At 70.8% G+C, this 24,502-nt stretch carries 22 protein-coding genes; 14 read left to right on the forward strand and 8 right to left on the reverse strand.

Annotation, left to right across the window (positions count from 1 at the left end):
• From ACTWQF_RS27525 to ACTWQF_RS27535, 3 genes are all read left to right on the forward strand, one after another.
• Positions 1–1,191: a histidine kinase gene (locus ACTWQF_RS27525; RefSeq protein WP_443282386.1), complete on the forward strand. Its 1,191-nt coding sequence runs from the start codon at positions 1–3 to the stop codon at positions 1,189–1,191.
• The gene (locus tag ACTWQF_RS27530) at positions 1,188–1,856 is read left to right on the forward strand and encodes a response regulator (protein WP_443282387.1); all 669 of its coding nucleotides are present in this window, start codon (positions 1,188–1,190) and stop codon (positions 1,854–1,856) included. Before ACTWQF_RS27525 ends, ACTWQF_RS27530 begins: the two co-directional genes overlap by 4 nt.
• A 337-nt stretch (positions 1,857–2,193) precedes the next feature.
• The gene (locus tag ACTWQF_RS27535) at positions 2,194–3,195 is read left to right on the forward strand and encodes an alpha/beta fold hydrolase (protein WP_443282388.1); all 1,002 of its coding nucleotides are present in this window, start codon (positions 2,194–2,196) and stop codon (positions 3,193–3,195) included.
• A 50-nt stretch (positions 3,196–3,245) separates the two neighbouring features.
• On the opposite strand, the gene ACTWQF_RS27540 is transcribed toward ACTWQF_RS27535, so the two are convergent.
• Positions 3,246–3,875, reverse strand: a complete 630-nt coding sequence (locus tag ACTWQF_RS27540; protein ID WP_443282389.1) for a TetR family transcriptional regulator — start codon at positions 3,873–3,875, stop codon at positions 3,246–3,248.
• Between the two features lie 81 nt (positions 3,876–3,956).
• On the opposite strand from ACTWQF_RS27540, the gene ACTWQF_RS27545 reads away from it, so the two are divergent.
• From ACTWQF_RS27545 to ACTWQF_RS27560, 4 genes are all read left to right on the forward strand, one after another.
• Positions 3,957–4,895: an oxidoreductase gene (locus tag ACTWQF_RS27545; protein WP_443282390.1), complete on the forward strand. Its 939-nt coding sequence runs from the start codon at positions 3,957–3,959 to the stop codon at positions 4,893–4,895.
• 273 nt (positions 4,896–5,168) lie between these two features.
• Positions 5,169–5,624, forward strand: a complete 456-nt coding sequence (locus ACTWQF_RS27550) for a DUF6098 family protein (RefSeq protein WP_443282391.1) — start codon at positions 5,169–5,171, stop codon at positions 5,622–5,624.
• A 120-nt stretch (positions 5,625–5,744) separates the two neighbouring features.
• Entirely contained in the window at positions 5,745–6,302 is a 558-nt protein-coding gene (locus ACTWQF_RS27555) for a TetR/AcrR family transcriptional regulator (RefSeq protein ID WP_443282392.1), read from the forward strand.
• A gap of 159 nt (positions 6,303–6,461) precedes the next feature.
• Positions 6,462–7,607 carry a PP2C family protein-serine/threonine phosphatase gene (locus ACTWQF_RS27560; RefSeq protein ID WP_443282393.1) on the forward strand — a complete coding sequence of 382 codons (1,146 nt, stop codon included), beginning with the start codon at positions 6,462–6,464 and terminating at the stop codon, positions 7,605–7,607.
• Here ACTWQF_RS27560 and ACTWQF_RS27565 read toward each other — a convergent pair.
• Complete coding sequence (locus ACTWQF_RS27565; RefSeq protein ID WP_443282394.1) at positions 7,599–7,982, reverse strand: ArsR/SmtB family transcription factor; 384 nt, start codon at positions 7,980–7,982, stop codon at positions 7,599–7,601. The two genes, ACTWQF_RS27560 and ACTWQF_RS27565, sit on opposite strands and share 9 nt — an antisense overlap.
• 99 nt (positions 7,983–8,081) lie before the next feature.
• On the opposite strand from ACTWQF_RS27565, the gene ACTWQF_RS27570 reads away from it, so the two are divergent.
• Positions 8,082–10,130: a heavy metal translocating P-type ATPase gene (locus ACTWQF_RS27570; protein WP_443282395.1), complete on the forward strand. Its 2,049-nt coding sequence runs from the start codon at positions 8,082–8,084 to the stop codon at positions 10,128–10,130.
• A gap of 6 nt (positions 10,131–10,136) precedes the next feature.
• Here the strand turns inward: ACTWQF_RS27570 and ACTWQF_RS27575 are convergent, their stop codons facing one another.
• Together ACTWQF_RS27575 and ACTWQF_RS27580 are read right to left on the reverse strand one after the other, a co-directional pair.
• Positions 10,137–11,591, reverse strand: coding sequence for an NUDIX domain-containing protein (locus ACTWQF_RS27575; RefSeq protein WP_443282396.1), 1,455 nt, complete (start codon positions 11,589–11,591; stop codon positions 10,137–10,139).
• A gap of 175 nt (positions 11,592–11,766) precedes the next feature.
• Positions 11,767–12,366 (reverse strand): TetR/AcrR family transcriptional regulator, encoded by a 600-nt coding sequence (locus tag ACTWQF_RS27580; RefSeq protein WP_443282397.1) that lies wholly within the window; start codon positions 12,364–12,366, stop codon positions 11,767–11,769.
• Between the two features lie 252 nt (positions 12,367–12,618).
• Here ACTWQF_RS27580 and ACTWQF_RS27585 point away from each other — a divergent pair, with 252 nt between their 5' ends.
• Positions 12,619–13,500: an SGNH/GDSL hydrolase family protein gene (locus ACTWQF_RS27585; protein WP_443282398.1), complete on the forward strand. Its 882-nt coding sequence runs from the start codon at positions 12,619–12,621 to the stop codon at positions 13,498–13,500.
• A 32-nt stretch (positions 13,501–13,532) separates the two neighbouring features.
• Here ACTWQF_RS27585 and ACTWQF_RS27590 read toward each other — a convergent pair whose 3' ends face one another.
• Positions 13,533–14,081, reverse strand: a complete 549-nt coding sequence (locus tag ACTWQF_RS27590) for a glyoxalase superfamily protein (protein ID WP_443282399.1) — start codon at positions 14,079–14,081, stop codon at positions 13,533–13,535.
• A gap of 258 nt (positions 14,082–14,339) precedes the next feature.
• A complete protein-coding gene (locus ACTWQF_RS27595; RefSeq protein WP_443282400.1) occupies positions 14,340–14,963 on the reverse strand; it encodes a TetR/AcrR family transcriptional regulator in 624 nt (207 codons plus the stop codon).
• Between the two features lie 250 nt (positions 14,964–15,213).
• Between ACTWQF_RS27595 and ACTWQF_RS27600 the strand changes: the two genes are divergently transcribed.
• A complete protein-coding gene (locus tag ACTWQF_RS27600; protein ID WP_443282401.1) occupies positions 15,214–15,639 on the forward strand; it encodes a DUF6463 family protein in 426 nt (141 codons plus the stop codon).
• 54 nt (positions 15,640–15,693) lie between these two features.
• Positions 15,694–15,846 (forward strand): hypothetical protein, encoded by a 153-nt coding sequence (locus ACTWQF_RS27605; protein WP_443282402.1) that lies wholly within the window; start codon positions 15,694–15,696, stop codon positions 15,844–15,846.
• A 41-nt stretch (positions 15,847–15,887) separates the two neighbouring features.
• Here ACTWQF_RS27605 and ACTWQF_RS27610 read toward each other — a convergent pair whose 3' ends face one another.
• Positions 15,888–16,604: a TetR/AcrR family transcriptional regulator gene (locus ACTWQF_RS27610; RefSeq protein WP_443282403.1), complete on the reverse strand. Its 717-nt coding sequence runs from the start codon at positions 16,602–16,604 to the stop codon at positions 15,888–15,890.
• Positions 16,605–16,717: 113 nt separating this feature from the next.
• On the opposite strand from ACTWQF_RS27610, the gene ACTWQF_RS27615 reads away from it, so the two are divergent.
• Both ACTWQF_RS27615 and ACTWQF_RS27620 read left to right on the forward strand, forming a co-directional pair.
• Positions 16,718–18,409 (forward strand): CocE/NonD family hydrolase, encoded by a 1,692-nt coding sequence (locus tag ACTWQF_RS27615; protein ID WP_443282404.1) that lies wholly within the window; start codon positions 16,718–16,720, stop codon positions 18,407–18,409.
• 136 nt (positions 18,410–18,545) lie between these two features.
• Positions 18,546–20,144, forward strand: coding sequence for a hypothetical protein (locus ACTWQF_RS27620; protein ID WP_443282405.1), 1,599 nt, complete (start codon positions 18,546–18,548; stop codon positions 20,142–20,144).
• Between the two features lie 2 nt (positions 20,145–20,146).
• On the opposite strand, the gene ACTWQF_RS27625 is transcribed toward ACTWQF_RS27620, so the two are convergent.
• A complete protein-coding gene (locus tag ACTWQF_RS27625; protein ID WP_443282406.1) occupies positions 20,147–22,729 on the reverse strand; it encodes an ATP-dependent Clp protease ATP-binding subunit in 2,583 nt (860 codons plus the stop codon).
• A 423-nt stretch (positions 22,730–23,152) separates the two neighbouring features.
• On the opposite strand from ACTWQF_RS27625, the gene ACTWQF_RS27630 reads away from it, so the two are divergent.
• Positions 23,153–24,499: a TrkH family potassium uptake protein gene (locus ACTWQF_RS27630; RefSeq protein WP_443282407.1), complete on the forward strand. Its 1,347-nt coding sequence runs from the start codon at positions 23,153–23,155 to the stop codon at positions 24,497–24,499.
• Positions 24,500–24,502: the final 3 nt, after the last annotated feature.

Genomic DNA, 24,502 nt, shown 5'->3' on the forward strand with positions numbered 1-24,502 from the left:
ATGCGTCCCTGGCTCCAGCTCGGCGAACGGGCTTCCGCCGCCACGTTCCACCGCTGGTACTCCGTCACCTGGGTGCTGTTCGGGCTGGCGCCTCCCACCATCGGCGTGGTGGACGACGCCCTCGCGACGCGGCTGACCGCCTGGGCGGTACTGGCCGTGCTCGGGCTCTGCTACGCCGGTCTGCGCGGACGCGCGGAGCGCCCGGCGGTGCGGCCACGGACGTTTCTGGCCGTGCTGGTCGCCGGGATGGCCGTGCTGTCGGCGGCGCTCGGCGGCGGCGCGGCCCTGTTCGTGGTGTCACTGCCGCTGTTCTGGATCCACGCACGTGGCTCCCGCGCCCCGGTGCTCTGGAGCGGTGCCGGCGCCTTCGTGTCCGTCGTCGCCGGCCTGCCGCGGGAACAGTGGAACCCGGAGTTCTTCACCGGCGACCTGGTGATCACCGCTTTCGGGTACGCGGCCGGTGTAGGACTGGGGCTGTGGGTGCGGCGTCTGGTGGCCCAGGGCGAGGAGCGCGCCCACCGGCTGGGTGTCGAACTGGCCAGCGCGCAGCGGCAGTTGGCGGAGGCGTACCAACGGCAGGGCGCCGCCGAGGAGCGGGAGCGGCTCGCCCGCGAGATCCACGACACCCTCGCCCAGGGGTTCGCCTCCATCGTGGTGCTGGCGGAGGCCGCGCGGGACAACCTGGCGGCGGCACCGGGCGAGAGCCTGCGGCAGCTGGAGTCGATCGAGCGGACGGCCCGCGAGAACCTGGCCGAAGCCCGCGTCCTGGTCGGCTCCGCGCCGCGCAGCGGCATCGCCCCCGGCTCGGTGGCGGCGACCCTCCGCAGAACCCTGGACCGGTTCGCGCAGGACACCGGGATCCGCGTCGAAGCGGATCTCCAGGACGTCGTGTGCGACCAGCCGACGCGGATCGCGCTGCTGCGCTGCACCCAGGAATCGCTCGCGAACATCCGCAAGCACGCCGCGGCCTCCACCGTCGGCCTGCTGCTCACCGGGGACGCCGACCGCATCGAGTTGGAGATCACCGACGACGGGAAGGGCTTCGTCGTGGAGCGTGCCCGCGGCTTCGGGCTGGACGGCATGGACAGACGGCTGGCGGAGCTGGGCGGCGAACTGACCGTCACCAGTGCGCCAGGCGAGGGCACCCGCATCCTGGGCGCGCTGCCCGTCACCGAGGGGGCCGCGGCGTGAGCGGCGGGCAGCCGACCGGGCCGGAGCGCGCAGGCCAGGACACGATCCGGGTCCTGGTGGTGGACGACCACACGGTGATGCGGGCCGGAGTCGTGGCCCTGCTTGCCCCCGAGCCCTCGATCACCGTCGTAGGCGAGGCGGGCGACGGCGGCGAGGCGCTGGACTTGGTGGAGTCCCTCCGGCCGGACGTCGCCCTCGTCGACCTGCGGATGCCGGTCCTCGACGGGGTGCACCTCACAGCGCGCGTGGTCGCCGGGCCCGTTCCCACCCGGGTGCTGATCCTCACCACGTACGACACCGACGAGGAGATCGAACGCGCCGTCGAGGCAGGTGCCGTGGGCTATCTCCTCAAGGACACCACCCGGGAACAGCTCGTCGACGCGATCCGCGCCGCACACCGGGGCGAGACGGTGCTGGCGCCCCGGGTGGCCGAACGCCTCGTGGCCCGGATGCGGCGGCCGGCCGCCGCCGCGCTCACCTCCCGCGAAGCGGAGGTGCTCTCGGCCGCCGCCGACGGGTTGTCGAACGCCGCCATCGGCCGTCGGCTGCACATCGCGGAGGCCACCGTCAAGACCCACCTGCTGCGGGTGTTCGCCAAGCTCGACGTCAGCGACCGCACCCACGCGGTGGTCGTCGCACTGGAACGCGGACTGCTGCAGCGCTGAACCTGGGGGAGTTGAGCAGCGCAGTAGCTGCCCCACAGCCTCCCTCAGCGGGACAGCCCCCGTTGACCGGCCAGGAACCGGCAGCGCGCTCAAGGCCGAGCCGGCCGTCGTCGAAGAAATCCGTACCCGCGGCGAGGCCGGCTGGTGGTCCCGCCCGGCAGGCGACCAGCCACTGACCTGACAGCCGGGCGGACCCACAGGTTTTTTGCCGGACCGGCAACAGGGCTGGCATCCGGGCGCGATGGGCCACATGATCGTTACCGGGCCGACCGGCCGACCGGCCGATGAGTCCGGTAACGGGCACGGCGCTCGGCAGTTCAGCAGCTTCGGAGGGCATATGTCGTCGCAGACCAAGGACCTGACGCAGGAACTCACGCACCGGCTGGTCCCCTCGCCGGCCGGCCGGATCCACCTGGTCGAGCAGGGCAGCGGTCCACTGGTGCTGCTCGTCCACGGCTTCCCCGAGTCCTGGTACTCCTGGCGCCACCAACTGCCCGCGCTGGCAGCGGCCGGATACCGCGCCGTCGCCGTCGACGTACGGGGCTACGGCCGTTCCTCGAAGCCCGCGGAGACGGCCGCGTACCGGATGCTCGACCTGGTGGAGGACAACGTCGCGGTCGTGCACGCCCTCGGTGAGCGGACCGCAGTGATCGTCGGGCACGACTGGGGCTCGCCCATCGCCGCGAACTCCGCCCTCGTCCGTCCGGACGTCTTCCGCGCGGTAGGGATGCTGAGCGTCCCCTACAGCCCGCGTGGCGGCCCCCGGCCCACCGAGGTCTTCGCCCGGGTGGGCGGCGACGAGGAGTTCTACGTCTCCTACTTCCAGCAGCCCGGCCGTGCCGAGGCCGAAATCGAGCCCGATGTCCGCGGCTGGCTCGCCGGCGTCTACGCGGCCCTGTCCGCCGACACCATGCCGGCCAAGGGCGCACCGGACCCGCATTTCATCGCCCAGGGCGGCCTGATGCGTGACCGGTTTCCGAACGGTCAGCTGCCTAGCTGGCTCAGCGACGAGGATCTCGACTTCTTCGCCGGGGAGTTCGAGCGGACGGGGTTCGCCGGGGCCCTCAACCGTTATCGCAACATGGACCGGGACTGGGAGGAGCTCGCCGACTTCGACGGCGCTGCCCTCACCCAGCCGTCGCTGTTCGCAGGCGGCGGCCTGGACGCCTCCACCACCTGGCTGCGCGACGCCATCGACGCCTACCCGACCACCCTCCCGAGCCTGCACTCCTCCCACATCCTCGAAGACTGCGGCCACTGGATCCAGCAGGAGCGCCCCCAGGAGACCAACCGGCTGCTGACCGACTGGCTCGCGTCGCTGCCCACGCCGGCCGCCTGAACCAGCCCCACAACACCGGCACTTCCCCGGCGCCGCCTCTCCGTGTCAGGTCACGTATCGGCGGGAGTCGGTCGTTCGACGGCGTCCAAGGCCGGGGCGATCACGGCGAAGGCCCAGTCGGTCAGTGCGGCCGGGTCCTCGGCGCCGTCGCTGCCGCTCCACCGGTGCAGCACGGCGTCGAAGGCGGACAGCGCCATCCCGGCGGCCAGACGCGGGTAGAGCTCCGCCTCTCCGTCGAGTTCCAGGCGGCGTGCCAACTCCGCCGCCAGATCGTCGCGCCACTGCGCCTGGCGCTCCAGAAAGCGTGCGTGCAGGGCGGGAGTACGCAGAATCAGCTGCACCACTCGCAGCGCCCTCTCGGAATGGTCGGCGCAGGCGGCGAGGGGGACCCAGACAGCGTGCCGCAGCGCGACGGACGGCGGTTCGGGCACGGGGCGGGACGCCAACTCCGCCCGGACGTCGGTGCCCATGTCGGCCAGGAACTGGACGACCACGTCCTCCTTGGACGCGAAGTACCGGAAGAACGTCCGCTTGGAAACGCCCGCGGTGGCCACGATCTCGTCGACGGTGACCGCGTCGAACCCTTTCAGCGCCAGTAGTTGCAGCGCAGCCTCGGTCAGTTCGTCCGCGACGAGCTGACGTTTGCGCTGGGCCAGGCTCAGTTCTGGGCGGGAAGTCACCGGACCATCGTAGCCGGGTGCCCTGCATGGCGCCAGTTGACATGTTTGACACCAAGTGCCAGTCAGTGCAATCTGTGCCGCATGACAGCGGAACAGGGTTGGACCATCGAGCAGATACCGGACCAGACCGGGCGGATCTTCGTCGTCACCGGAGCCAACAGCGGCCTCGGCCTGGCGACCACCAGGGCGCTCGCCCGCCGGGGCGGGCACGTCGTCCTCGCGGTGCGGGACGAGGAGAAGGGGCGGCAGGCGGTCGCGGAGATCACCGCCGGGCAGCCGGATGCCCGCCTCGAGGTGCGCCACCTCGACCTGGCCGATCTCGACTCGGTCCGCGCCTTCGTCGACCGGCTGGGCACCGATCACCCGCGGCTGGACGTGCTCGTCAACAACGCCGGTGTGATGGCGCCACCTCGCTCGCTGAGCGCGCAGGGGCACGAGCTCCAGTTCGCCTGCAACCACCTGGGCCACTTCGCGCTCACGGGGCTGCTGCTCGACCCGCTGACCGCCGGCCGTGACCCCCGGGTGGTGACGGTGAGTTCGGTCAACCACCGCAAGGCCCGCCTCGACTTCGACGACCTCGACGGTGAACACCGCTACTCGCCCATGGGCTCCTACAACCGGTCGAAGCTCGCCAACGCCGTCTTCGGGCGGGAACTCCACCGGCGGCTGACCGCGGCCGGCAGCCCGGTGCGCAGCGTGCTCGCTCATCCCGGCTACACCGCGACCAACCTCCAGTGGGGTACTCCGACCGGTCTGTGGCGACTGCTCCTGGGCCGCATCGGCAACCCGCTGCTCGCCCAGACTCCGGCCCGCGGCGCCCTGCCCCAGCTCTACGCCGCGACCGAGCCGAGCGTGGCAGGCGGCCAGTTCATCGGCCCCGACGGGCCGGCCGAACTGCGCGGCGCCCCCACCCGGGCGCGGCTGTCCGCCGCAGCGGACGACGCGGAAACCGGCCGCCGGCTGTGGGAGGTGTCGGAACAGCTCACCGACGTACGGTTCGTCTTCTCGGCCCCGGTCTGACGACTGTGTCCGTTACTGCTGGTGGAGGAGGGGAACCCGGGCCACGTCAGCCAGGGCGCCGGTCACCGGCCGGTGGCGGGTGCCGGAGGTGGTCGAGGAAGGGAGAGCCCACCGTGACCAAGGCACGGGACATCATGACGGGCAGCGCCGAGTGCACCGGCGCGGGGGAGAGCGCGCCGGATGCCGCCCGCAGGATGCACGCCCTGCCGACCGGCTGAGACGCCTTCGGCTGTCCCGGGCCGGCCGACGGAAGGCCGCGACAGGAGCTCGACCATGGACCCGACAGCTGCCATGCCTGTCTTCACCACCCTGGACGCCCTCACCGAGCTGGTCACCGAGCGCAGCAGACTGTATGTGCGCTGGTCCCGTGGTCCGTCGGTCGACCTGCAAAGGGTCTCGAGCATGGACGACCTGACGGGCGCGGCGATGCCCGGGCTGTCCGCCAGCCCGCTCGACGTGGAGGCGTGGTGGGAGGACCGCCCCGCGCGAGTGTGGGTGGCCCGCCGTCTGTACGACTACTCCCATCTGCCCCGTGTCAAGGACTCACTGACCCGCCCCTGGGTCCTGAGGGGGCAGGAGATGGGCCGTGGCCCCGACAATGAGCCGCTGGTCCGGGACGTCGACCCGCTGGGCTGGATCGATGACCGCGTCATCGCCGAAGCGGACGCCGTCATCACCCGCCAGCCCGGCAGCTGGGGCCCCATACGCCGGGACGGCAGTGCGCTGTGACGCCCCGCCGCCGAGCGGCCGCTCGGGCTCATCCCTCGCTATACGGTTACGTATAGACGGAAGTCACCCCGTATATACGGCTCCGTATGGAAGGCTCGGGGAGACGTGAGGGGAGACATCATGGGCGTGACCCGGACACCTCGCGACAGGTGGATCGAGGAGGGGCTGCGCGCGCTCGCCGCCGGCGGCCCGGAGGCGGTCCGGATCGAGTCGCTGGCGCAGGCACTCGGCGTCAGCAAGGGCGGCTTCTACGGGTACTTCGGCAACCGTGACGCGCTGCTCACCGAAATGCTCGACACGTGGGAGCGTACGGTCACGGACGACGTCATCGAGCAGGTGGAGCGCGATGGGGGAGACGCCAAGGCGAGACTGGAACGGCTGTTCATCATCGCCTCGGCCGGCCAGGGACCGGTGACGGGCACCGCCGCCGACCTCGCGGTCCGCGACTGGGCACGGCGCGACGAAGCCGTCGCGCGGCGGCTCCGCCGTGTCGACAACCGGCGGATGGCGTATCTGCGTTCCCTCTTCGGCGCCTTCTGCACCGACGAGAACGATGTCGAAATCCGCTGCATGCTCGCCGTCTCCCTGCGGATCGGCAACCACTTCATCGCCGCCGAGCATGTTGGCCGCAGCCGTGCGGAGGTATTGGAACTGGTCAGGAAATGGCTCCTCAGATAGCGCCTTCGGGCAGCACCGTCCGCACCGGCGCGGCCGGTGGCCGAACGCATCACCGGTGACCATCCTGCTTGGAGCAGGTGGACGGCCGCATGCCGGAACCTGCGGCCTCGGCGGTACGGGGAAGCGCGCAGCAGCACGATCGAGGGGCAGGATGTTCGGGTGAGTCAGGTGTGGGTGTGGCGACGGATCTACCGGTGGGTGCCCGCCGGGGTGCTCGTGCTTGCCGTCGGGCTGGATCTGCTCGCGCGTCATTGGGTTTCCACGGCACCTCTGCTCGCCGTGGCGCCGGTGGTGGCCGCGCCGGTGCTGGAGCCGCTGACCATCGTGGCCGTGGGCGCCGCCGCCATGGCCGCGCACGCCGGGCTGGCCTACTCGAGCGGCACGTTCGGGCCGCAGAGCGGTATCGGCACCCAGCTCACCCTGGTGGCCATCACCGCGCTGGCGGTCGGGCTGAACCGGACCATGCGCTCGCACCATGCCACCGCCGACAAGGCCCGGCACGCCGCCCAGGTGGCCCAACAGGCGGTACTGCCCACTCCGCCCGAGCGCACGGGGGGCCTGCACGTCGTGGCGCGGTACGTCCCCGCCGACGAGACGGCCCTCATCGGGGGCGACCTGTACGTGGTCCAGGAGACGCCGTACGGGGTGCGCGCGATGATCGGTGACGTGCGCGGCAAGGGGCTGTCCGCCATCTCGGTGGTCAGCGCGGACATCGGTGCCTTCCGCTACGCCGCGGACCACTGCGCCGACCTGCTCACGGTGGTGGAGTCGCTTGAGGAGACGCTCGCGAGGGAGGGGCAGCGGCAGGGTGGGCTGGAGCAGACCGAGGGGTTCACCACCGCGCTGCTCGTCGAGTTCGCCCCGGACCTGGAGCAGGTCCGGCTGGTCAACCGTGGCCATCCGCCGCCGCTGCTCCTGGATCCGGCGGGCCATGCCCAGGTGCTGGAGCCCCGGCAGGAGGCGCCGCCGCTGGGGATCACGACCCTCGGCTCCTGGATCTCGCCCGTGGAGACCTACGACCTCCCGCCGGGCGGGACGCTGCTGTGTTTCACCGACGGTGTCACCGAGGCACGGGACCGCAGCGGCACCTTCTACGACCCGGCCGACCGGGTCTCCCAGATGCTGGACGCCTACCGGCGCAACACCGGCTACCCGGCGGATCCGCACACCGTCCTCGACTTCCTGGTCACCGACGTACACCGGCACAGCGCCGGGCCCGCCCAGGACGACCAGGCCCTCCTCGCCCTCACCCGCCCGGCCCGCCGCAGCGACCTCCTGGCCGAGATCCCGCCGCTCTCACCCTGACGCCGCGACGGCTTCGTCCACGGTGTCGGTGAGGCCGAGACGGAGATGTTCGACGTGGTACAGGGCTTGGTCGAGCAGGGCGGCGACATGGTTGTCGTGCAGCGTGTAGACCACGGAGCGGCCCTGCCGGGTGCCGGTGACAAGGCCGAGATTGCGCAGCAGCCGCAGCTGGTGGGAGCACGCGGACTGCTCCATACCGACGGAGGTGGCCAGTTCCGTTGCCGCGCACGGCCCTTCGCGCAGCCGGGCCAGGATCAGCAGCCGTGACGGTGTGGCCAGGGCCTGCAGGGTGGCGGCGACCTGCGACGCGTTCTCCGAGGTGAGGCGGGTGCGCGGGGTGGCGTCGGCTTCGGGGGTGTTCGCTCCATGGCCCATGGGCTCCATCCTACGGAGGTGAACACATGAATAGCTGTTCAAGCGTTCCTGTATGGTGAGCGAGTCGCTTCTCACCCCAGCGAAGGGCGTCCGTTCGCCATGACCTCCACCCTGACCAAGCCCTCCGCGCCTTCGGCCGCCCCGCCGGTCGCGCCGCGGCGGCGTACTCGTGTGCTGGCGCTGCCCGAGGCGCGCTGGGCACTCGCCGCGCTCGTGCTGTTCCTGCTCGCGCTGCCGCTGAACCTGCTCGGTGCCCCGGTGTGGACCTGGGCCCCGCTGTTCGCCGCCACCTACGTCACCGGCGGCTGGGAGCCGGGTTGGGAGGGGCTCAAGGCGCTCAAGGACAGAACGCTGGACGTGGATCTGCTGATGGTCGTCGCGGCGCTCGGTGCGGCGGCGATCGGGCAGGTGCTGGACGGCGCGCTGCTGATCGTCATCTTCGCCACCTCCGGCGCCCTGGAGGCGGTCGCCACCGCGCGGACGGCGGACTCGGTCCGCGGCCTGCTCGATCTCGCTCCGGCGACCGCGAGCCGGCTGCTGCCCGACGGCGGCGAGGAGACCGTTGCGGCCCGGTCCCTCGCGGTGGGCGACGTGATCCTCGTACGCCCCGGAGAGCGGGTCGGCGCCGACGGCCAGGTCCTCGACGGCGAGAGTGACGTGGATCAGGCAACCATCACCGGCGAGCCGCTGCCGGTCACCAAGCAGACCGGGGACGAGGTGTTCGCCGGCACCGTGAACGGCACCGGAGCGCTGCGGGTCCGGGTGGAGCGCGATCCGTCCGACTCGGTGCTCGCCCGGATCGTGGCCATGGTCGAGGAGGCATCCGAGACCAAGGCCCCCACCCAGCTGTTCATCGAGAAGGTCGAGCAGCGGTACTCCCTCGTCATGGTCGCCGCCACGCTCGCCCTCTTCGCGGTGCCCCTTCTGCTCGGCGCCGCCCTCCAGCCGACGCTGCTGCGCGCGATGACGTTCATGATCGTCGCCTCGCCGTGCGCGGTCGTGCTGGCCACCATGCCGCCGCTGCTCTCCGCGATCGCCAACGCCGGTCGGCACGGTGTGCTGGTGAAGTCCGCGGTCGTCATGGAACGCCTGGGGCAGACCGACGCGGTCGCCCTGGACAAGACCGGCACCCTCACCGAAGGCACCCCGCACCTGGCCGACCTGCGCCCGCTGCCCGGCTCCGGGCTGACCGAGGAGGCGCTGCTGAGCCGGGCGGCCGCAGCCGAGCGGGCCAGCGAGCACCCGCTGGCCCGCGCCGTCGTCGACGCCGCCCGCTCCCGCGGCCTCCCTCTCCGGACCGCCGACGACTTCGCCTCCACCCCCGGCCTGGGCGTCACCGCAACCGTCGACGGCCACCGCATCCAGGTCGGCGCCCCCAGCCGCCTCCTGCACCACGACACCCGGCCGGCCGACAGCGCCGGGCCCGGAACGGCGCGGCAGCCGGAGGACGCCGCCCACGGGCCGGTGCGGGAGTTGGAGGAGGCTGCCCGCGAGACGGTGCGGGAGTTGGAGGAGGCCGGCCGTACGGCTGTGGTGGTGCTCGCCGACGGCCGCCCGGTCGGGGTGCTGGGCATCGCCGACCGGTTGCGGCCCGATGCGGCAGAGGCGGTGTCCGCGCTGACGTCCCTCACCGGCGCCTCGCCCGTGCTGGTCACCGGCGACAACGAACGTGCCGCCGCACTGCCGGCGGCGCGGACCGGGATCACCGATGTCCGCGCCTGCTTGTTGCCGCAGGACAAGGTCGCCACGGTCCGGGAGTGGGAAGCGGCCGGGCGCCGGGTGCTGGTCGTCGGCGACGGCGTCAACGACGCGCCCGCGCTGGCCGCCGCACACACCGGCATCGCCATGGGCAAGGCCGGTTCCGACCTCGCGCTGGAAACCGCCGACGCCGTGGTGGTCCGCGACGAACTCGCCGCCATCCCCACCGTCGTCAACCTCTCCCGCGCCGCACGCCGCCTCGTCATGCAGAACCTCGTCATCGCCGGCGCCTTCATCGCCGTGCTGGCCGCCTGGGATCTGTTCGGCACCCTCCCGCTGCCGCTCGGCGTCGCCGGCCATGAGGGCTCCACCGTCCTGGTCGGCCTCAACGGGCTCCGCCTGCTGCGCGATGCGGCCTGGCATCGCGCCCGTCTCCGGCCCGAACGGTGAGCGGACCTAGCGGAACCTGGCGGCTTTCGCGGTGAGTTGGCGGTCGAGGTAGTCCGCCGCGTCCGCGGGCCGCATGCGGGCGAGGGCGACCAGGCCGGTGATGACCACGTCCGCCACCTCGGCGTGCACGTCCTCCCAGGAGTGGCTGTACCCCTTGCGGGGATTGGTGCCCTGGACGCCGATGACGGCCTGGGCCGCCTCGCCCGTCTCCTCCGAGAGCTTCAGCACCTGCAACGTCCACTGCTGCTCCCGGTCCAGGCCACGAGCATCGCTGTGTGCGTCGAAGGTTCGGGCCAGGCCCTCGATGGTCGGCCAGACACCGCGTGCTGCCCTGCTGTCCCGTCCGGCCGACGGGGAAGCGGAGCCGTCCCCCGACTCGCCGACCGCCGGGGCAGCCGACAGGCCGGCCGTGTCGTCGGACGCGGGGGAGTACGTACGCAGAGGCGGCAGACCGGGCAGGGCGCCGGGCCACACCGCCTCCAGCGCCTGGGCCGAAGGTGCGAAGACCGGCCCCAGCGTGCCGAGGGCGCCCGGGTCGTGCCACTCCCACCGCCGGAAGCGGTCCGGCTCGGGGCATGGAGACATCAGCGTGCCGGACCAGGCGTTGACGCACACCACGGCGGACACCCGCGGCACCCCGTCGTTGTCGTCCAGCAGGATCGTCCGCAGCTGTGCATCCTCGACGCCGGCGCGCAGTCCGGTCTCCTCCGCCAACTCGCGGACCGCTGTGGCCTCGAAGGACTCGCCGGACTCGGTACGTCCGCCGGGCAGCTCCCACATGCCGTCGACGGACCGCCCCAGCAGCACCCGGCCGCTGCCGTCGGTGACGACCCCACACGCGCCGGCCACCGCACGCGGAACCGGCCGGCCCTTCTCCACCGCTACGAAGGAGTGCGGCGCCCCCCGCAGCACCAGCATCGCGAGACCGCCCGCGTCGAACCGCTCCACGTGCCCCCAGCCCTCGGCCAGCAAGCCGATCTCCTCCTCGTCCAGGGCGATGTCCCGCCGCTCCGGGGACACGCGCTCCGCGAGCGGAGTGATCACCACCAACGCGCCGCCGGGCCGCAGCCGTTCGCCGAGCCCGCGCAGGACACGAGCGCGGTCCCGCAGAAAGGGGTAGGCGAGCCGCAGGGTGATCAGGTGGTATCCGCACTCGCGCAGCTCGGCGAAGTCGTCGTGCTCGACGTCCAGCCGCAGCCACCGCACCTTGTCGCCCGCGGCATGCTCCGCGCGGGCACGGGTCAGGGCGCTGTCCGCCTGGTCGACGGCGTCCACCCGATAGCCGAGTCCGGCCAGAAAGTGGGCCAGTTCACCGGTGCCGCAGCCGACGTCCAGGGCGGTGCCGTCGCCGGGCGCTGCCAGGTGCTCGGTGAGCAGCGCCCGTTCGGCATCGCCGAGCGGCCGGAAGCCACGGCCGTCCGCATAGTGCCGGTCCCACTCCTGTGACGTGACGTAACCCAACGGGCTGCTCCTCACCTGTGCTGCGGCGGTCTGGTCTGCGACGCTCTGTCCTGCGACGGGCCGTCCTGGGACAGTCTGTTCTGCGGTGCCTGTTCTGCGATGGCAGGCGTGAGCTGCTTTCCCCTCCGATGCGGCGCGGAACCCCGGCGCGGGAGGGGGCGCGGTGCCGCGCTGTTCAGGCCCTGGCCTCGCGTGCCACGCCGGAGAGGACCGTGGTCACGGTTCTGCGAACGGTTTCGGCCGGCGGTGGTGCGCTTTTCCGGTCGGCGAACAGCAGGTGCCCGGCCCCGATCAGGGTGGGGGCGAGGGTGTCCACATCGGAGTCCGCTGCGATACGGCCGAGTTGGCGTTCGGCGGTGAGGTAGGAGGCGACCATGGCCGTGGCCTCCGCCAGCAGAGGGATGCCCGTCGGCCTGGTCCGCCGCAGCCGTGCGCGCAGCTCGTCCCGGGAGGTGACGAGGCCGACGATCGCCACCGCGACCGAGCCGAAGAGCTCCGTCAGTGCGGCGGTGAGGTTGCCGGCGACGGTGCTGCTCCCGGCGGAGTCGCGCAGGGCCGCGGCCTGGCTGTCGAGCCGGCCTACGCGGTCCTGCACGAGCTCGGTGAGGAAGGCGTCGAAGTCGGCGAAGTGCCGGTGCAGTACGCCCTTGGCGCAGCCTGCCTCGGTGGTCACAGCGCGGCTGGTCAGCGCGTTCGGCCCGTCCCTGAGCAGGACGCGCTCGGCGGCGTCGAAGAGCTGCTCGCGTACGTCGCGGATTGCCACCCCTGTCGGCACCGTGCGGCTCCTCCTCGCCTCGTCGGCCCGTTCCCCCTGCCGGGGATGGGCGTATGCCCACTGTAGTGCCGCGCGCTCCGGCGCCCGGCGGAGCCGATCGTCGCCGGTGAGGCGTTGTGCGTGGCACCGGAAGCAAGTGCTGTCCCACCTCTTGACGCCCCGTGAAGCCGACCACATATTTACCTCTCAGTGCAACTGACCAGTAACTGCAGGGCAGTGCCACGCCTTTCCCCGCTCACGAGAGGTACCGTCATGCGCTCACGCATGCCCAGCTGCCGCGCCAGAACGGCCGTTGCCCTCGCCACCGCCACCGCCGCCGTGACCACCGGCGCCGGGCTCGGTGCGAGCCCCGCGCTGGCGGACGACGTCACCGTCCACCGCTATGTCGCTCTGGGCGACTCCTATGCGTCCGGGGCCGGCGTACCGAACACGGTCGACGAGACCTGTTCGCGCTCCGACCGGAACTACCCCTCCGTGGTCAACAGCGCGCTCACCCCCGGCGCGCACCAGGACGTCACCTGCGGAGGAGCCACCACCGAAGACCTCAACTCCGCCCAGTTCCCGTCCGTCGCCCCGCAGTTGGACGCGCTGAGCGCCGACACCGATGTGGTCACCCTCACCATCGGCGGCAACGACATCGGCTTCGGCGACATCATCGTCCGCTGCGTCTCCCTCGGCCTGCTCAATCCGCTCGGCTCGCCGTGCAGGAAGAGCTACACCTGGACCGGGCACGACGAACTCGCCGCCACCATCGAGAACACCGCGCCCAAGATCTCCAAGGCTCTCGACGACATCCGGGGACGCGCCCCGCATGCCAAGATCCTCATCACCGGCTACCCGGCGATCCTGCCCGACGACGGCAGCAACTGCCCCGCCGTCGTCTCCATCGCCAAGGGCGACGCCCCCTGGCTGCGCGACACCCACAAGCATCTCAACACCATGATCGCCAAGCAGGCGGCCGAGCACGGCGCCGTGTACGTCGACACCTACTCCAAGTCCGTGGGGCACGACGTCTGCAAGCCGGTCGGAACCCGCTGGATCGAACCGCTCATCACCGACGCTGCGGCGCCGTTCCACCCCAACGCCACCGGTGAGAAGGCGATGGCCGACGCCGTCCTCGCCGCCACCCGCTGACCCGCGACTGCAAGATCCATCGAACCGGAAAGTCAGTCCGTCGGTGGCTGTGCGAAGCGCAGCACATTGCCGTACGGATCGATGACCTCCAACGTCGGTCCGCCGGGTGCGTCTCGGTCGATGCCAGGTCGAATCCGTGCGTCGGGCCGGGCGAGCAGTTCTTTGCGCAATCCGGACACGTCGGCGACCGGGAGCCACACCACACTGTGCGGACTGCCATCGCCGTGATGCTCGGACAAGTGCAAGACGGCCGCTGACCGGGACACTTGCACGTACAGGGGCAGGCCGGGCTCGAAGCGGTGCTCCCAGTCCACCGTGAAGCCCAGGTAGTCGACGTAGAACGGCAGAGCCTCCGCAACGGACATCACCCGCAGAACCGGCACGCCCGGGCTGATGGCCGACGGGGCAGGGCATCCGGACGGGCGCACCAGGGCAGCGAGGACGTTCCAGTCCTTGGTGCCCATTTGGTGTGCGATCACCTCGAGCGCGAGGCTGTGGGGGATGCTGAATCCTGCCGCAGCGAGATCGTCGCGCAGGAGCTTGGCAAGCTTCTTGGCGTGATCGGTACTCGTGGGTGTCATTGCGTCGGCCTTCCGCGCGGCCCGTCCTGCCGATGCTCGCATTGTCGGCCGGTGCCGCGATCGGTGAGCCGATGAGAGACGACCCAACCAGTGCATTCACCCAACCCTGACGGGCGCGAGCGGCCGGCTGCACCAAGCCGGCCCCGATGCTAGCGCTCAACGCGAAGACAGCGCCACCAACATTCGCGCGCCGGTGTGGAGGTCGTCCCACCGGCTTCAACCGGGCACAGTACGTCCGCAGGGGCGAGTCGGAGCCGGCTACGGCTGCGTGGGTGACCCACCGGACAGCCCTTGGCTCGTCGGCGGATCCGTGGGGTCGGCCTTGCCGGGCGGGCGGTTGAAGATGAACTCGCTGGCGTGGGCCCGAACCTGGGCGCGGGTTCGGCCGGGGTGGTCGGCGGCGAGGAAGTGGCTGCCGATGGCCATGCAGAAGGAGAGCAGGCTGCGGGCCTCGACCTCGTCGGGGTCTGTGCAGAGCGTGCTGAACGCGTCGCGTAGCAGCTGCATGCGCCGGTTGTCCACGCGGCGCAGGCGGTCGGCGACCGCCTGGTCGCGGCGGGCCCAGTCGCGGATGGCCAGGTCTATGGGCAGCAGGCGGTCGCTGGAGAAGGTGAGTTGCCCGGCCAGCCGGATCTTGTCCAGAACGTCGCCGCTCTCGTGCTCGATCCGGTCGAGGACGTCGTCGACGCTCTCTCGCTCCCAGGCGTCGAGCATCTCCGTCAGCAGCGCGTCACGGTTGGCGAAGTAGCCGTAGAACCCGCCCCTGGTGACGCCCAGTGTCTTGGCCAGGACCTCGACGCGTACCGCATCCACGCCGCCCGTGGCCAGCGCCCGCAGTCCCTCTTCGACCCACATCCCGCGCGGTGTGCGCAGCTTGCCCATCGTGTGATCCACCTCGCATTACCGCTGGTTGTACATAGCTGTATAACCGGTCTAGCCTCGACTTGTACACCACTGTATAACCAGAGAGGGCCATGGCTGCGGTTCCGTCGCCTCCCGCTGCCCCGCTCCCGACCGCGTCGAGGAACTCGGCGGAACGGCTTGCTCGGATGGCTGTACACGGCGGGGATCCTCCCGTTCCGGTACCTGATCGGCTGCCTGGCCGACTTCGAAGTGAGAACGGAGAAATCAGATGGTCAAGTGGGCAGGTTGGATCATCGCCCTCGCCGGAATGGGGCACACGCTGGGCAGCCTCGTCGAAGCAGCCCCGGAGCACGCTGGAACATGGTTCGGCGGGGGCTGGAACTTGGGGGACTACCCCGAGATGAGCGACGCCACCGTCGCGTGGTGGTATTCGGTGTTCAGTTTCGGACCGCCGCTTCTCCTGATCGGCCTGACCGTGCTGTGGCTGGACCGCCGCGGTATGACGCCGCCGCTGTTCATCTCGTGGGCCATGGCGGCGTGGGTCGTCGTCGGCTTTGTGGTCGACGGGCCCTCTCCCTTGCTGGTCCTCCTGGTCGCGGCCGGCCTGTTGCTGGCCGGAGCCCGGCGCACCAGGCGCCGCGAGAACGCGTCGTCCCAGGCCGACACCACTGCCAGGGCGCATATTGAGTCGTAATCAATTGGGCGGACTCGCCCTCGCGGTGGGGCTTGGAGCGGCAGATCTGCCGACGTGACGCGCGTGCAACCCACCCCCGCTCCGGCCGGTTCGGCCCTGCTTCAAACGCACCACCGGCGTCAGTCCTACGCCTACCGCCGCAACTTCGGCTCACCGGCAGGACCGGTCGCGACCACCGCGACCGACGACACCCTCGCGGCCCGCTGAGCCCTCTGTGAACCGCCTGCCCCGTCCCCGCCGAGACGTGCTCAGTCGGCGTCGAGGCCGTCGATCAGCCGGTTGAGGAACCGGGTGAACATCGCTTCGGGGGTGAGCGGGCGGCCCGGCGCCGCGAGGGCCTCGGCGAGTTCGGGATGGTGGCCGTCCGCGGCGACTGCGGCGAGGTAGTGGGCTTCGGCCGCGGCGCGCTCCGGCGGTCGCGCCGACCCGGCCTGAGTGAGCTCGTAACCGACGTGCCCGGCCACGAACGCGGTGAGCTGCGCGAAGACTTCCAGCTTCGCGGCGCCGTCCAACCCGGTGGGCCGCAGCGCCGCGAGCGCGCGTTCCAGGAATGCCAGCGCGTTGGGGCCCAGGGTGCGGCGGGTGGTCAGGGTGGCGGGCAGCCAGGGGTGCCGGAGCATCAGGGCGCGCTGGGCGTGGGCGACGGCCTTGAGGTCGGCCCGCCAGTCGCCGGTGGGGACAGCTTCCGCCCGGAGTTCACCGCTGACGTGGTCGATCATGAGCTCCAGCAGCGTGTCCTTGTCGGGTGCGTAGCTGTAGAGCGACATGACGCCGGCTCCGACCTCGGCGGCGACCCGCCGCATGGTGACCGCGTCCAGCCCTTCCGTATCCGCCAGAGCGACGGCTGCCGAGGTGATCGCCTCGCGGCTGAAGGCGGGTCGACGGCCGCGCCGCGGCCGGTCCGGGTTCAGCCAGAGCTGTTGCGGGTCGACGCCCGTACCGCCGGACTCGCCACCACGCGTCACGTCCCCTGGCTCCCTTCTCAGCGCCGGTGTGTCCTGCGGAAGACATCCAACTTGCGGAAGACATCCAAGCATCTACAATTCCCGTACGTCGTACGAGAATGGTGGAGGAAGCGATGACGTCAGCCACGCACGAGGCCGCATCCCGGCCGACCTGGACGCCGCCGAACGGGAAGCCGCCGCTGTCCGCACGGATGCTGCGCGCGACCTGGCGCCGCCTCCCCGCCAAACAGCACGAGGTCGGCCGGGAGCCGGGCCTGGTGGTGCCGGCAGCCGACGGCAGCCCGCTGGTCACGGACCACTACTTCCCCCGCACGCCGGGCGACTTCCCCACCCTCCTGGTGCGCTCGCCCTACGGCAGGGGAGTGCCCTGGTCACCGATGTACGGGATGCTCTTCGCCGAACAGGGCTTCCATGTGGTGCTGCAAAGCTGCCGGGGTACCGGCGGTTCCGGCGGCCGGTTCGATCTGTGGCGTAACGAGGCGGCGGACGGCCATGCGACGGTGGCCTGGCTGCGGGACCAGCCCTGGTTCGACGGAAGGCTGGGCACGGTCGGACCCAGCTATCTGGGCTACACCCAGTGGGCGCTCGCCCTCGACCCGCCGCCCGAACTGAAGGCGATGGCGGTCCAGGTGGGACTCCACGACCCCTACGCCCTCTTCCACGCGGACGGGGTACTCCGCCTGGAGAACACCCTCCTCGTCGGCGTCGGGATGACGTACCAGCACCAAGGGGTGGCCGCCTTCGCCCGGGCGACGCTACGCCTCCAGCGCCGGCTGCGGGACCTCGCCACCGCGCGGCCCCTGCGCAGCGGGTACGTCTCCGCCCTCGCGGAGGAAGTGCCCTGGCTGGACGATGTGCTGACACATCCGGACGCCGACGACCCGTACTGGCGCGGTGCCTCCACGGCCGAGGCCGCCGAGCGGCCGACGGTGCCCGTCAGCCTGATCACCGGATGGCACGACGCCCTGGTCGACCAGACCTTCGAGCAGTACGCCCGGCTGCGCCAGGCAGGATGCGAGACCGCCCTGCTCGTAGGCCCCTGGACCCACACCTCCGCGCTCCAGCAAGGCTGGCCCCAGGTCTTCGCGGAGAGCCTTGCCTGGCTGCGTGCCCACCTGCGCGACGACCGCTCCGGGCTGCGCCCCACCCCGGTACGCGTCCACATGGGAGGCGAGGACGCCTGGCGGGATCTCGACGCCTGGCCGCCCGCCCCGTCCGCCACGCGCTGGTTTCCCACCCCGGACCGGCACCTCACCCGGCAACCCCCCACCGGCTCCGTACCAGTGGCCTCCTTCTCCTACGACCCGGCCGACCCGACCCCGTCCCTCGGCGGCCCTCTGCTCTCCCATACCGCCGGACCCCGCGACAACGCCGCACTGGAGACCCGGAAGGATGTGATGACGTTCACCGGCCCACCGCTGGCCGAGCCCCTCGACGTCCTCGGCTCCGTCTCCGCCAAGCTGAGCATCTCCACGGACACCGGACACCCCGACGTCTTCGCCCGCCTGTGCGACGTGGACGCACAGGGCCGCTCGACCAATGTCTGCGACGGGCTGGCCCGGGTCCGCACAGCGGGGAAGGAGCCCGCGGAAGTCACCGTGGAGATGAGCTCCACCGCCTACCGTTTCGCCGCCGGGCACCGCCTCCGTTGGCAGATCAGCGGAGGCGCCCATCCCCGCTTCGCCCGCAACCCCGGCACGGGGGAGTCCCCGATCGACGCAACCGCCCTCACGCCCGTAGAAATCACCCTCTACGCAGACTCGGTGCTGCTGCTGCCGGAGAGGAATGCTGGACCGGCCGCGTGAATGTGCGAAACCGGTACGGCGTTTCGACAATGGTTGCCGAAACGGCGGGGTTGGCTTGCCTTTCGGATTCGTGCTGACGCGGATTCCCGCCGGTGGCGACCGGTGGCTGTTTCCTTCACCTCCAAAGGGCAGGCCGATGACTTTCCGCGCATTCTTGTCCCAGCGGCCCGAACGGTGTGCCGCAGCCGCCGGAGCCGCGGTGGTGATGGCGGTAACAGCCGTATCCAGCCTGCTGAGCAGCGCACCGGCGCCCGCAGCCGCCACGCAACAGCAGCGGGGAACCACCTACTACCTGGACTGCCAGGCAGGCAAGGACACGGCGGCCGGTACCACACCCGCCAGTGCCTGGCGGTCGCTGCGCCGGGCCGGCGCGCGCACCTATGCTCCCGGTGACCGTTTGCTGATCAAGCGCGGTACACGCTGCGTTGGTGTGCTCAAGCCCCGTGGCAAGGGGGCTGAGGGGCGACCTGTGCTCATCGGCGCCTACGGCAAGGGCGCCAAGCCGCGTCTGGAAGGCCGCGGCGCGCGGGCCACGGTGCATCTGGTGAATACAGCGCACTGGGAAGTCCGCAACCTGGACATCTCCAACTCCGGTCGGCCACCCAAATCGAAGAAGGATCTGCGGAGCGGCGTACTCGTACAGCTCCGGGACTACGGCACGGCCAGGCACTTCGTGGTGGACGGCGTGGACGTGCACGACGTCAACGGCGCCTTTGCCAAGGAACCCGATCCCTCGGGCGGCATCATTTTCGTCGTGCACGGAACGCGGAAGCCCACCCGTTTCGACGGCATCCGGATCGAGAACTCCACCGTTCGGCACGTGGACCGCACCGGCATCGGCACCGCTTCCACCTGGTCCCGCCGCGAAGAGAACATGAAAAACGCCAAGCAGGCCGGCCGCTGGGAGCCGATCACCGGCCTGAAGATCCGCCGGAACAAGCTGTACGACGTGGGCGGCGACGGCATCGTCGTCCAGAACGCCAGAGGCGGGCTGGTGGAGCGCAACTACCTGAACGGCTTCAACAAGCGCGGGCGCACCTACAACGCCGGGATCTGGGGGTGGAACGCTGACGAGGTGCTGTATCAGTACAACGAGGTCACCGGCGGTCATGGCAACAAGGACTCGATGGCCTTCGACTTCGACGGTGCCAACAACCGCAACGTCTACCGCTACAACTACAGCCACGACAACGAGGGCGGCTTCCTGCTGATCTGCGAAGTCACCGACACGATCACGCGCAACAACCGCTTCCACGACAACATCAGCATCAACGACCGCAATCTGCGGAGCGGGTACGGAGTGGTCTCGGTGCTCTGCGGACCGTCGGAGGACAACTCGATCTACCGCAACACAATCGTCACCAAGCACGGACGCACCCCGATGGTCACGAACGACGGGAAAGACACGGACGACGCCGGGATCGCAACGTTTCAGAACAACATCTTCCTTGGCTCCCTCGACAGAAATCCCGTCAAGGACCGGTTCAGCCTCTTCAAGAACAATCTGTACTGGAACATTTCGGAGCGGCCCCGAGATCCCCAGGTGGTGATCGCCGACCCGAAGCTGCACTCCGGCGCTCCCAAGGTCCCCGATGACGTGCGCCTGCGCCCCGGTTCACCCGCCCTGGGAGCCGGCGCCGTCATCAAGAACGACGACGCCACGCACGACTACTTCGGCAACGCCCTCACCACTCCGCCCAACCTCGGCGCTGACCAGGGGAAGCCCGCCCGGTAGCGTCACTGCTGGGAGGCTCCGGCCAGGTTCGACCGACCGTCCGCGCGGAACTCCAGCTGCCCTTCCGTAACGTCGACCAGCAGCCGGGTGTGCGGTTCGAGGTCGCCGCCCAGCAGCATGCGGGAGAGCCGGTTGTCGACCTCGCGCTGGATCGTCCGGCGCAGCGGGCGGGCACCGTACTCGGGCTGGTAGCCCCGGTGGGCGAGCCAGTCGACGGCTGCGGGGGAGAACTCGATCTCCAGGTCCTGGGCGTGCACCCGGCGCCGGGTCTCCTCCAGCAGCATGTCGGTGATCTGCCGCAGCTGCGCGTCGTCGAGCTGCCGGAAGACCACGATCTCGTCGATACGGTTGAGGAACTCCGGCCGGAAGTGTTCGCGCAGCGGTCGCAGCACCCTCTCGCGCCGGGCGTCCTCGTCCCCCTCCCCGCCACCGCCGAATCCGAGGACGGCGCCGCGCCCGGTGATGGCCTCCGAGCCGAGGTTGCTGGTCATGACGATGACGGTGTTGGTGAAGTCGACCGTACGGCCCTGCGAGTCGGTGAGCCGTCCGTCGTCGAGGACCTGCAGCAGGATGTTGAAGACGTCGGGGTGCGCCTTCTCCACCTCGTCCAGCAGCAACAGCGAGTACGGGTTGCGCCGCACCGTCTCCGTGAGCTGACCCGCCTCCTCGTGGCCGACGTATCCGGGCGGGGCGCCCACCAGTCGGCTGACGGTGTGCCGTTCCTGGTACTCGCTCATGTCCAGCCGCACCATCTTCTCGTCGGTGCCGAACAGCGCCTCGGCCAGCGCCCGGGCCAGCTCCGTCTTGCCGACCCCGGTGGGCCCCAGGAAGAGGAAGCTGCCGATGGGCCGGTCCGGGCTGGAGAGTCCTGAGCGGGAACGCAGCACCGCGTCGGCGACCGCCGTGACCGCCTCGTCCTGCCCGATGACCCGCTGTTGCAACCGCTCCTCCAGGCCCAGCAGCCGGTCCTTCTCCTCCTGGGTGAGGTTGCTGACCGGGATGCCGGTCTGCTGGGAGATGATGTCGGCGATGTCCTCGACGGTCACCTCGGCGATCCGGTGGCCGGGGCGTGCGTCCTGCTTGTGGCTGTCCCGCTCGATGGCCTCCTCCAGCTCGATGAGCCGGTCGCGCAACTGCTTGGCCCGCTCGTAGTCCTCGGCGGCCACCGCCTGGTCCTTGTCGCGGCGCACCTGCTCGGCCTCGCGCTCCAGCGCCCGTACGTCGGTGCCGCGGGTCGCGGTGCGCAGCCGTACCCGGGCGCCCGCCTGGTCCAGCAGATCGATGGCCTTGTCAGGGAGGTAGCGCCCCGTCAGATAGCGGTCGGACATCTCCACCGCCGCGATCAGCGCCTCGTCGGTGTAGCGCACCTGGTGGTGGGCCTCGTAGCGGTCGCGCAGCCCGCGCAGGATCTCGATGGCGTCCGCCACGGTGGGCTCCGGGACGAGCACGGGCTGGAAGCGGCGGGCGAGTGCCGCGTCCTTCTCGATGTACCGGCGGTGCTCCTCCAGCGTCGTGGCTCCGATGACATGCAGCTCGCCCCGGGAGAGCGGCGGCTTGAGCATGTTGCTCGCGTCCATCGAGCCGCTCTCCCCGCCGCCGCCCGCGCCGACCACGGTGTGCAGCTCGTCGATGAAGACGATCAGCTCCTCGGTGTGGGCGCGGATCTCGTCGATGATGCCGGTGAGCCGTTCCTCGAAGTCGCCGCGGTAGCGGGTGCCGGCCACGACGCTGCCGAAGTCGAGCTGGACGACGCGCCGGCCCAGCAGGTTGTCGGGCACGTCCCCGTCGGTGATGCGCTGTGCCAGCCCCTCCACGATGGCGGTCTTGCCGACGCCCGCCTCGCCGATCAGTACCGGGTTGTTCTTCCCGCGCCGGGCCAGCACCTCGACCGTCTGCTCGATCTGCTCGTCCCGGCCGATGACCGGGTCGATCCGGCCCTCGCGGGCCAGCTCGGTCAGGTCCCGGCCGTACTTGTCGAGGTTCGGGGTGTTGCTGGGGCGCGTCTCCTGGCCGCGTGCGGGCGCCTCCGTGCCGCCGCCCTGTCCGGCGCTCGGCCCGCCACGCGGACTGGCGGAGCGGGGATCGAAGTGCGCCGAGTTGAGGATCTGGCCCGCCGTGGAGTCGCGGTTGGCGGCGAGCGCGACCAGCACGTGTTCGGCACCGATGTAGGAGGCGCCGCGCGAGCGGGCGATCTCGTGCGCGTCCATGAGCGCCCGCTTCACCGCAGGGCTTACGGAGAGCGAGTTGCGGGGCTGTCCTTCGCCCACCTCACGGTCGATCTCGGCGGCGAGCGCGTCGGGGTCTGCACCGGCCCGGGCCACCATGCTGCGGGTCGGCTCGGCGGTGAGCGCCGCGCGCAGCAGATGCTCGGTGTCCAGGTCGTTGCTGCCGTGCTCGGCCGCGTACGACGCCGCGTCGGAGACGAGCTGCCGCGCCGGCTCGCTCATCAGCCGGAGGAAGTCGGCATAGCGGGGGTCGTTGTACCGCCCGCCGCTGCCGGATCGGGCGCCGCCGAGGAAGCGCGCGATGAACTCTTCGAACGGGTCCCGACCGAAGTCCCCGGGACCCATGTATCCGCTGGTCATAGAGGATCCGTCCCGCTGACCCGACCGAGCCGGGCCACGCTGTGCTGTGACGAGTGGCTACTCGTGCGGGGGTTCCCAGGTGTGCCCGTATGACACGTGGACGGTCCTTGACGAGGCGAACAGCCCGGTCACGGCCGCCGGCATGTCCGGCAACAACACGTAGCGCTCGGTAACCGTGTAGCGCTCGGTAACCGCCAGGCCGCGGCCCCCGGCCGTGTCCGGCGGGTCAGGGCGGCTTCCGGCGAGGCGCAGCGGCGCGAGCAGGGGAGGGTGGCGACGTCCGGGTGGTTCCAGGGCCGTGGACGGCTGCGACACGGACACGGCGGGGAACCGGTGCCCAGACAGACCAGCAGAGGTATCGCTGATCGTCTCCCGGTACCGAACAACGATCGGGAGAGCCGGCTGCGGGGCGGAGGACGTGCTGTGGTGACCCGGTGGCGGCCACATGTGCGGCATCCGGCGCAGATGGTCGTGGCCGGCTTCGCCATGGCGATCGGGCTCGGGACCGGACTGCTGTTGCTGCCCGTCGCCACGGCCGGGACCGACTCGGCGTCCCTTCTGGAGGCGCTGTTCACCTCCACCTCAGCGGTGTGCGTGACAGGGCTGGTCGTGGTCGACACCGCCGGCTACTGGAGCGGTTTCGGGCAGACGGTGATCCTGGCGCTCATCCAGGTCGGCGGCCTTGGGATCATGACCTTCGCCTCCTGGCTGGTGCTGCTGGTCTCCCACCGCCGTATGGGGCTGAAGGCCCGCCTCACCGCCGCCACCGAGACCAGGACGCTGGGACTGGGCGACGTCCGCTCGGTCGTCGTCCGGGTGGTCAAGGTCAGCCTGCTGCTGGAGGTCGTCACCGCCGCGATCCTGACCGTACGGCTGGGTGTCACCTACGACGAGCCCTGGCCGCGAGCGGTGTGGCTGGGCGTCTTCCACGCCATCTCGGCGTTCAACAACGCCGGGTTCTCGCTGTACTCCGACAACCTGATCGGCTTCGTCACCGACCCCTGGATCTGTCTGCCCGTCGCGGGTGCGGTCATCGCCGGAGGGCTGGGCTTCCCGGTGCTGTTCGAACTGCGCCGCAGATTCCGCAGACCGCGCACCTGGTCCCTGCACACCAAGATCGTGCTCGGCGCGTCGGCGATCTGTCTGGTGGGTGGCAGCGCCTACGTCACAGCGGTCGAATGGTGCAACCCGGCGACCCTGGGCCCGCTGGACGTGCCCGGGAAGCTCCTGGCCGGATTCTTCCAGGGCGTCATGCCACGCACCGCGGGCTTCAACAGCGTCGACGTCGCACAGCTGAACCCGGCCACCTGGCTCGGCATGGACGTACTGATGTTCATCGGCGGCGCCAGCGCCGGCACCGCGGGCGGCATCAAGGTCACCACCTTCGCCGTGCTGTTCTTCGTCATCTACGCCGAGATCCGCGGCGAAAGCGCGGTCACCATCTTCCGCCGCCGACTGCACGGCGACCTCCAGCGGCAGGCCCTGACCGTGGTCCTGCTGTCGGTGGCCGCCGTCGCCGTCTCGACGCTGGCCTTCGTGGTCTTCACCCGGTACAGCCTCGACCAGTCACTGTTGGAGGTCACCTCTGCTTTCGCCACGGTCGGGCTGTCCACCGGCATCACCACCGAGCTGCCCGGCGGGGAGCAACTGTTGCTCACCGCGCTGATGTTCATCGGCCGCCTCGGTCCCGTCACCATCGCCTCCGCACTCGCCCTGCGGCTGCGTGTCCGCATGTACGACCTTCCCGAGGAGCGACCCGTCATTGGTTAGGAA

Source organism: Streptomyces sp. 8N114, from assembly GCF_052245835.1.
Lineage (GTDB): Bacteria > Actinomycetota > Actinomycetes > Streptomycetales > Streptomycetaceae > Streptomyces.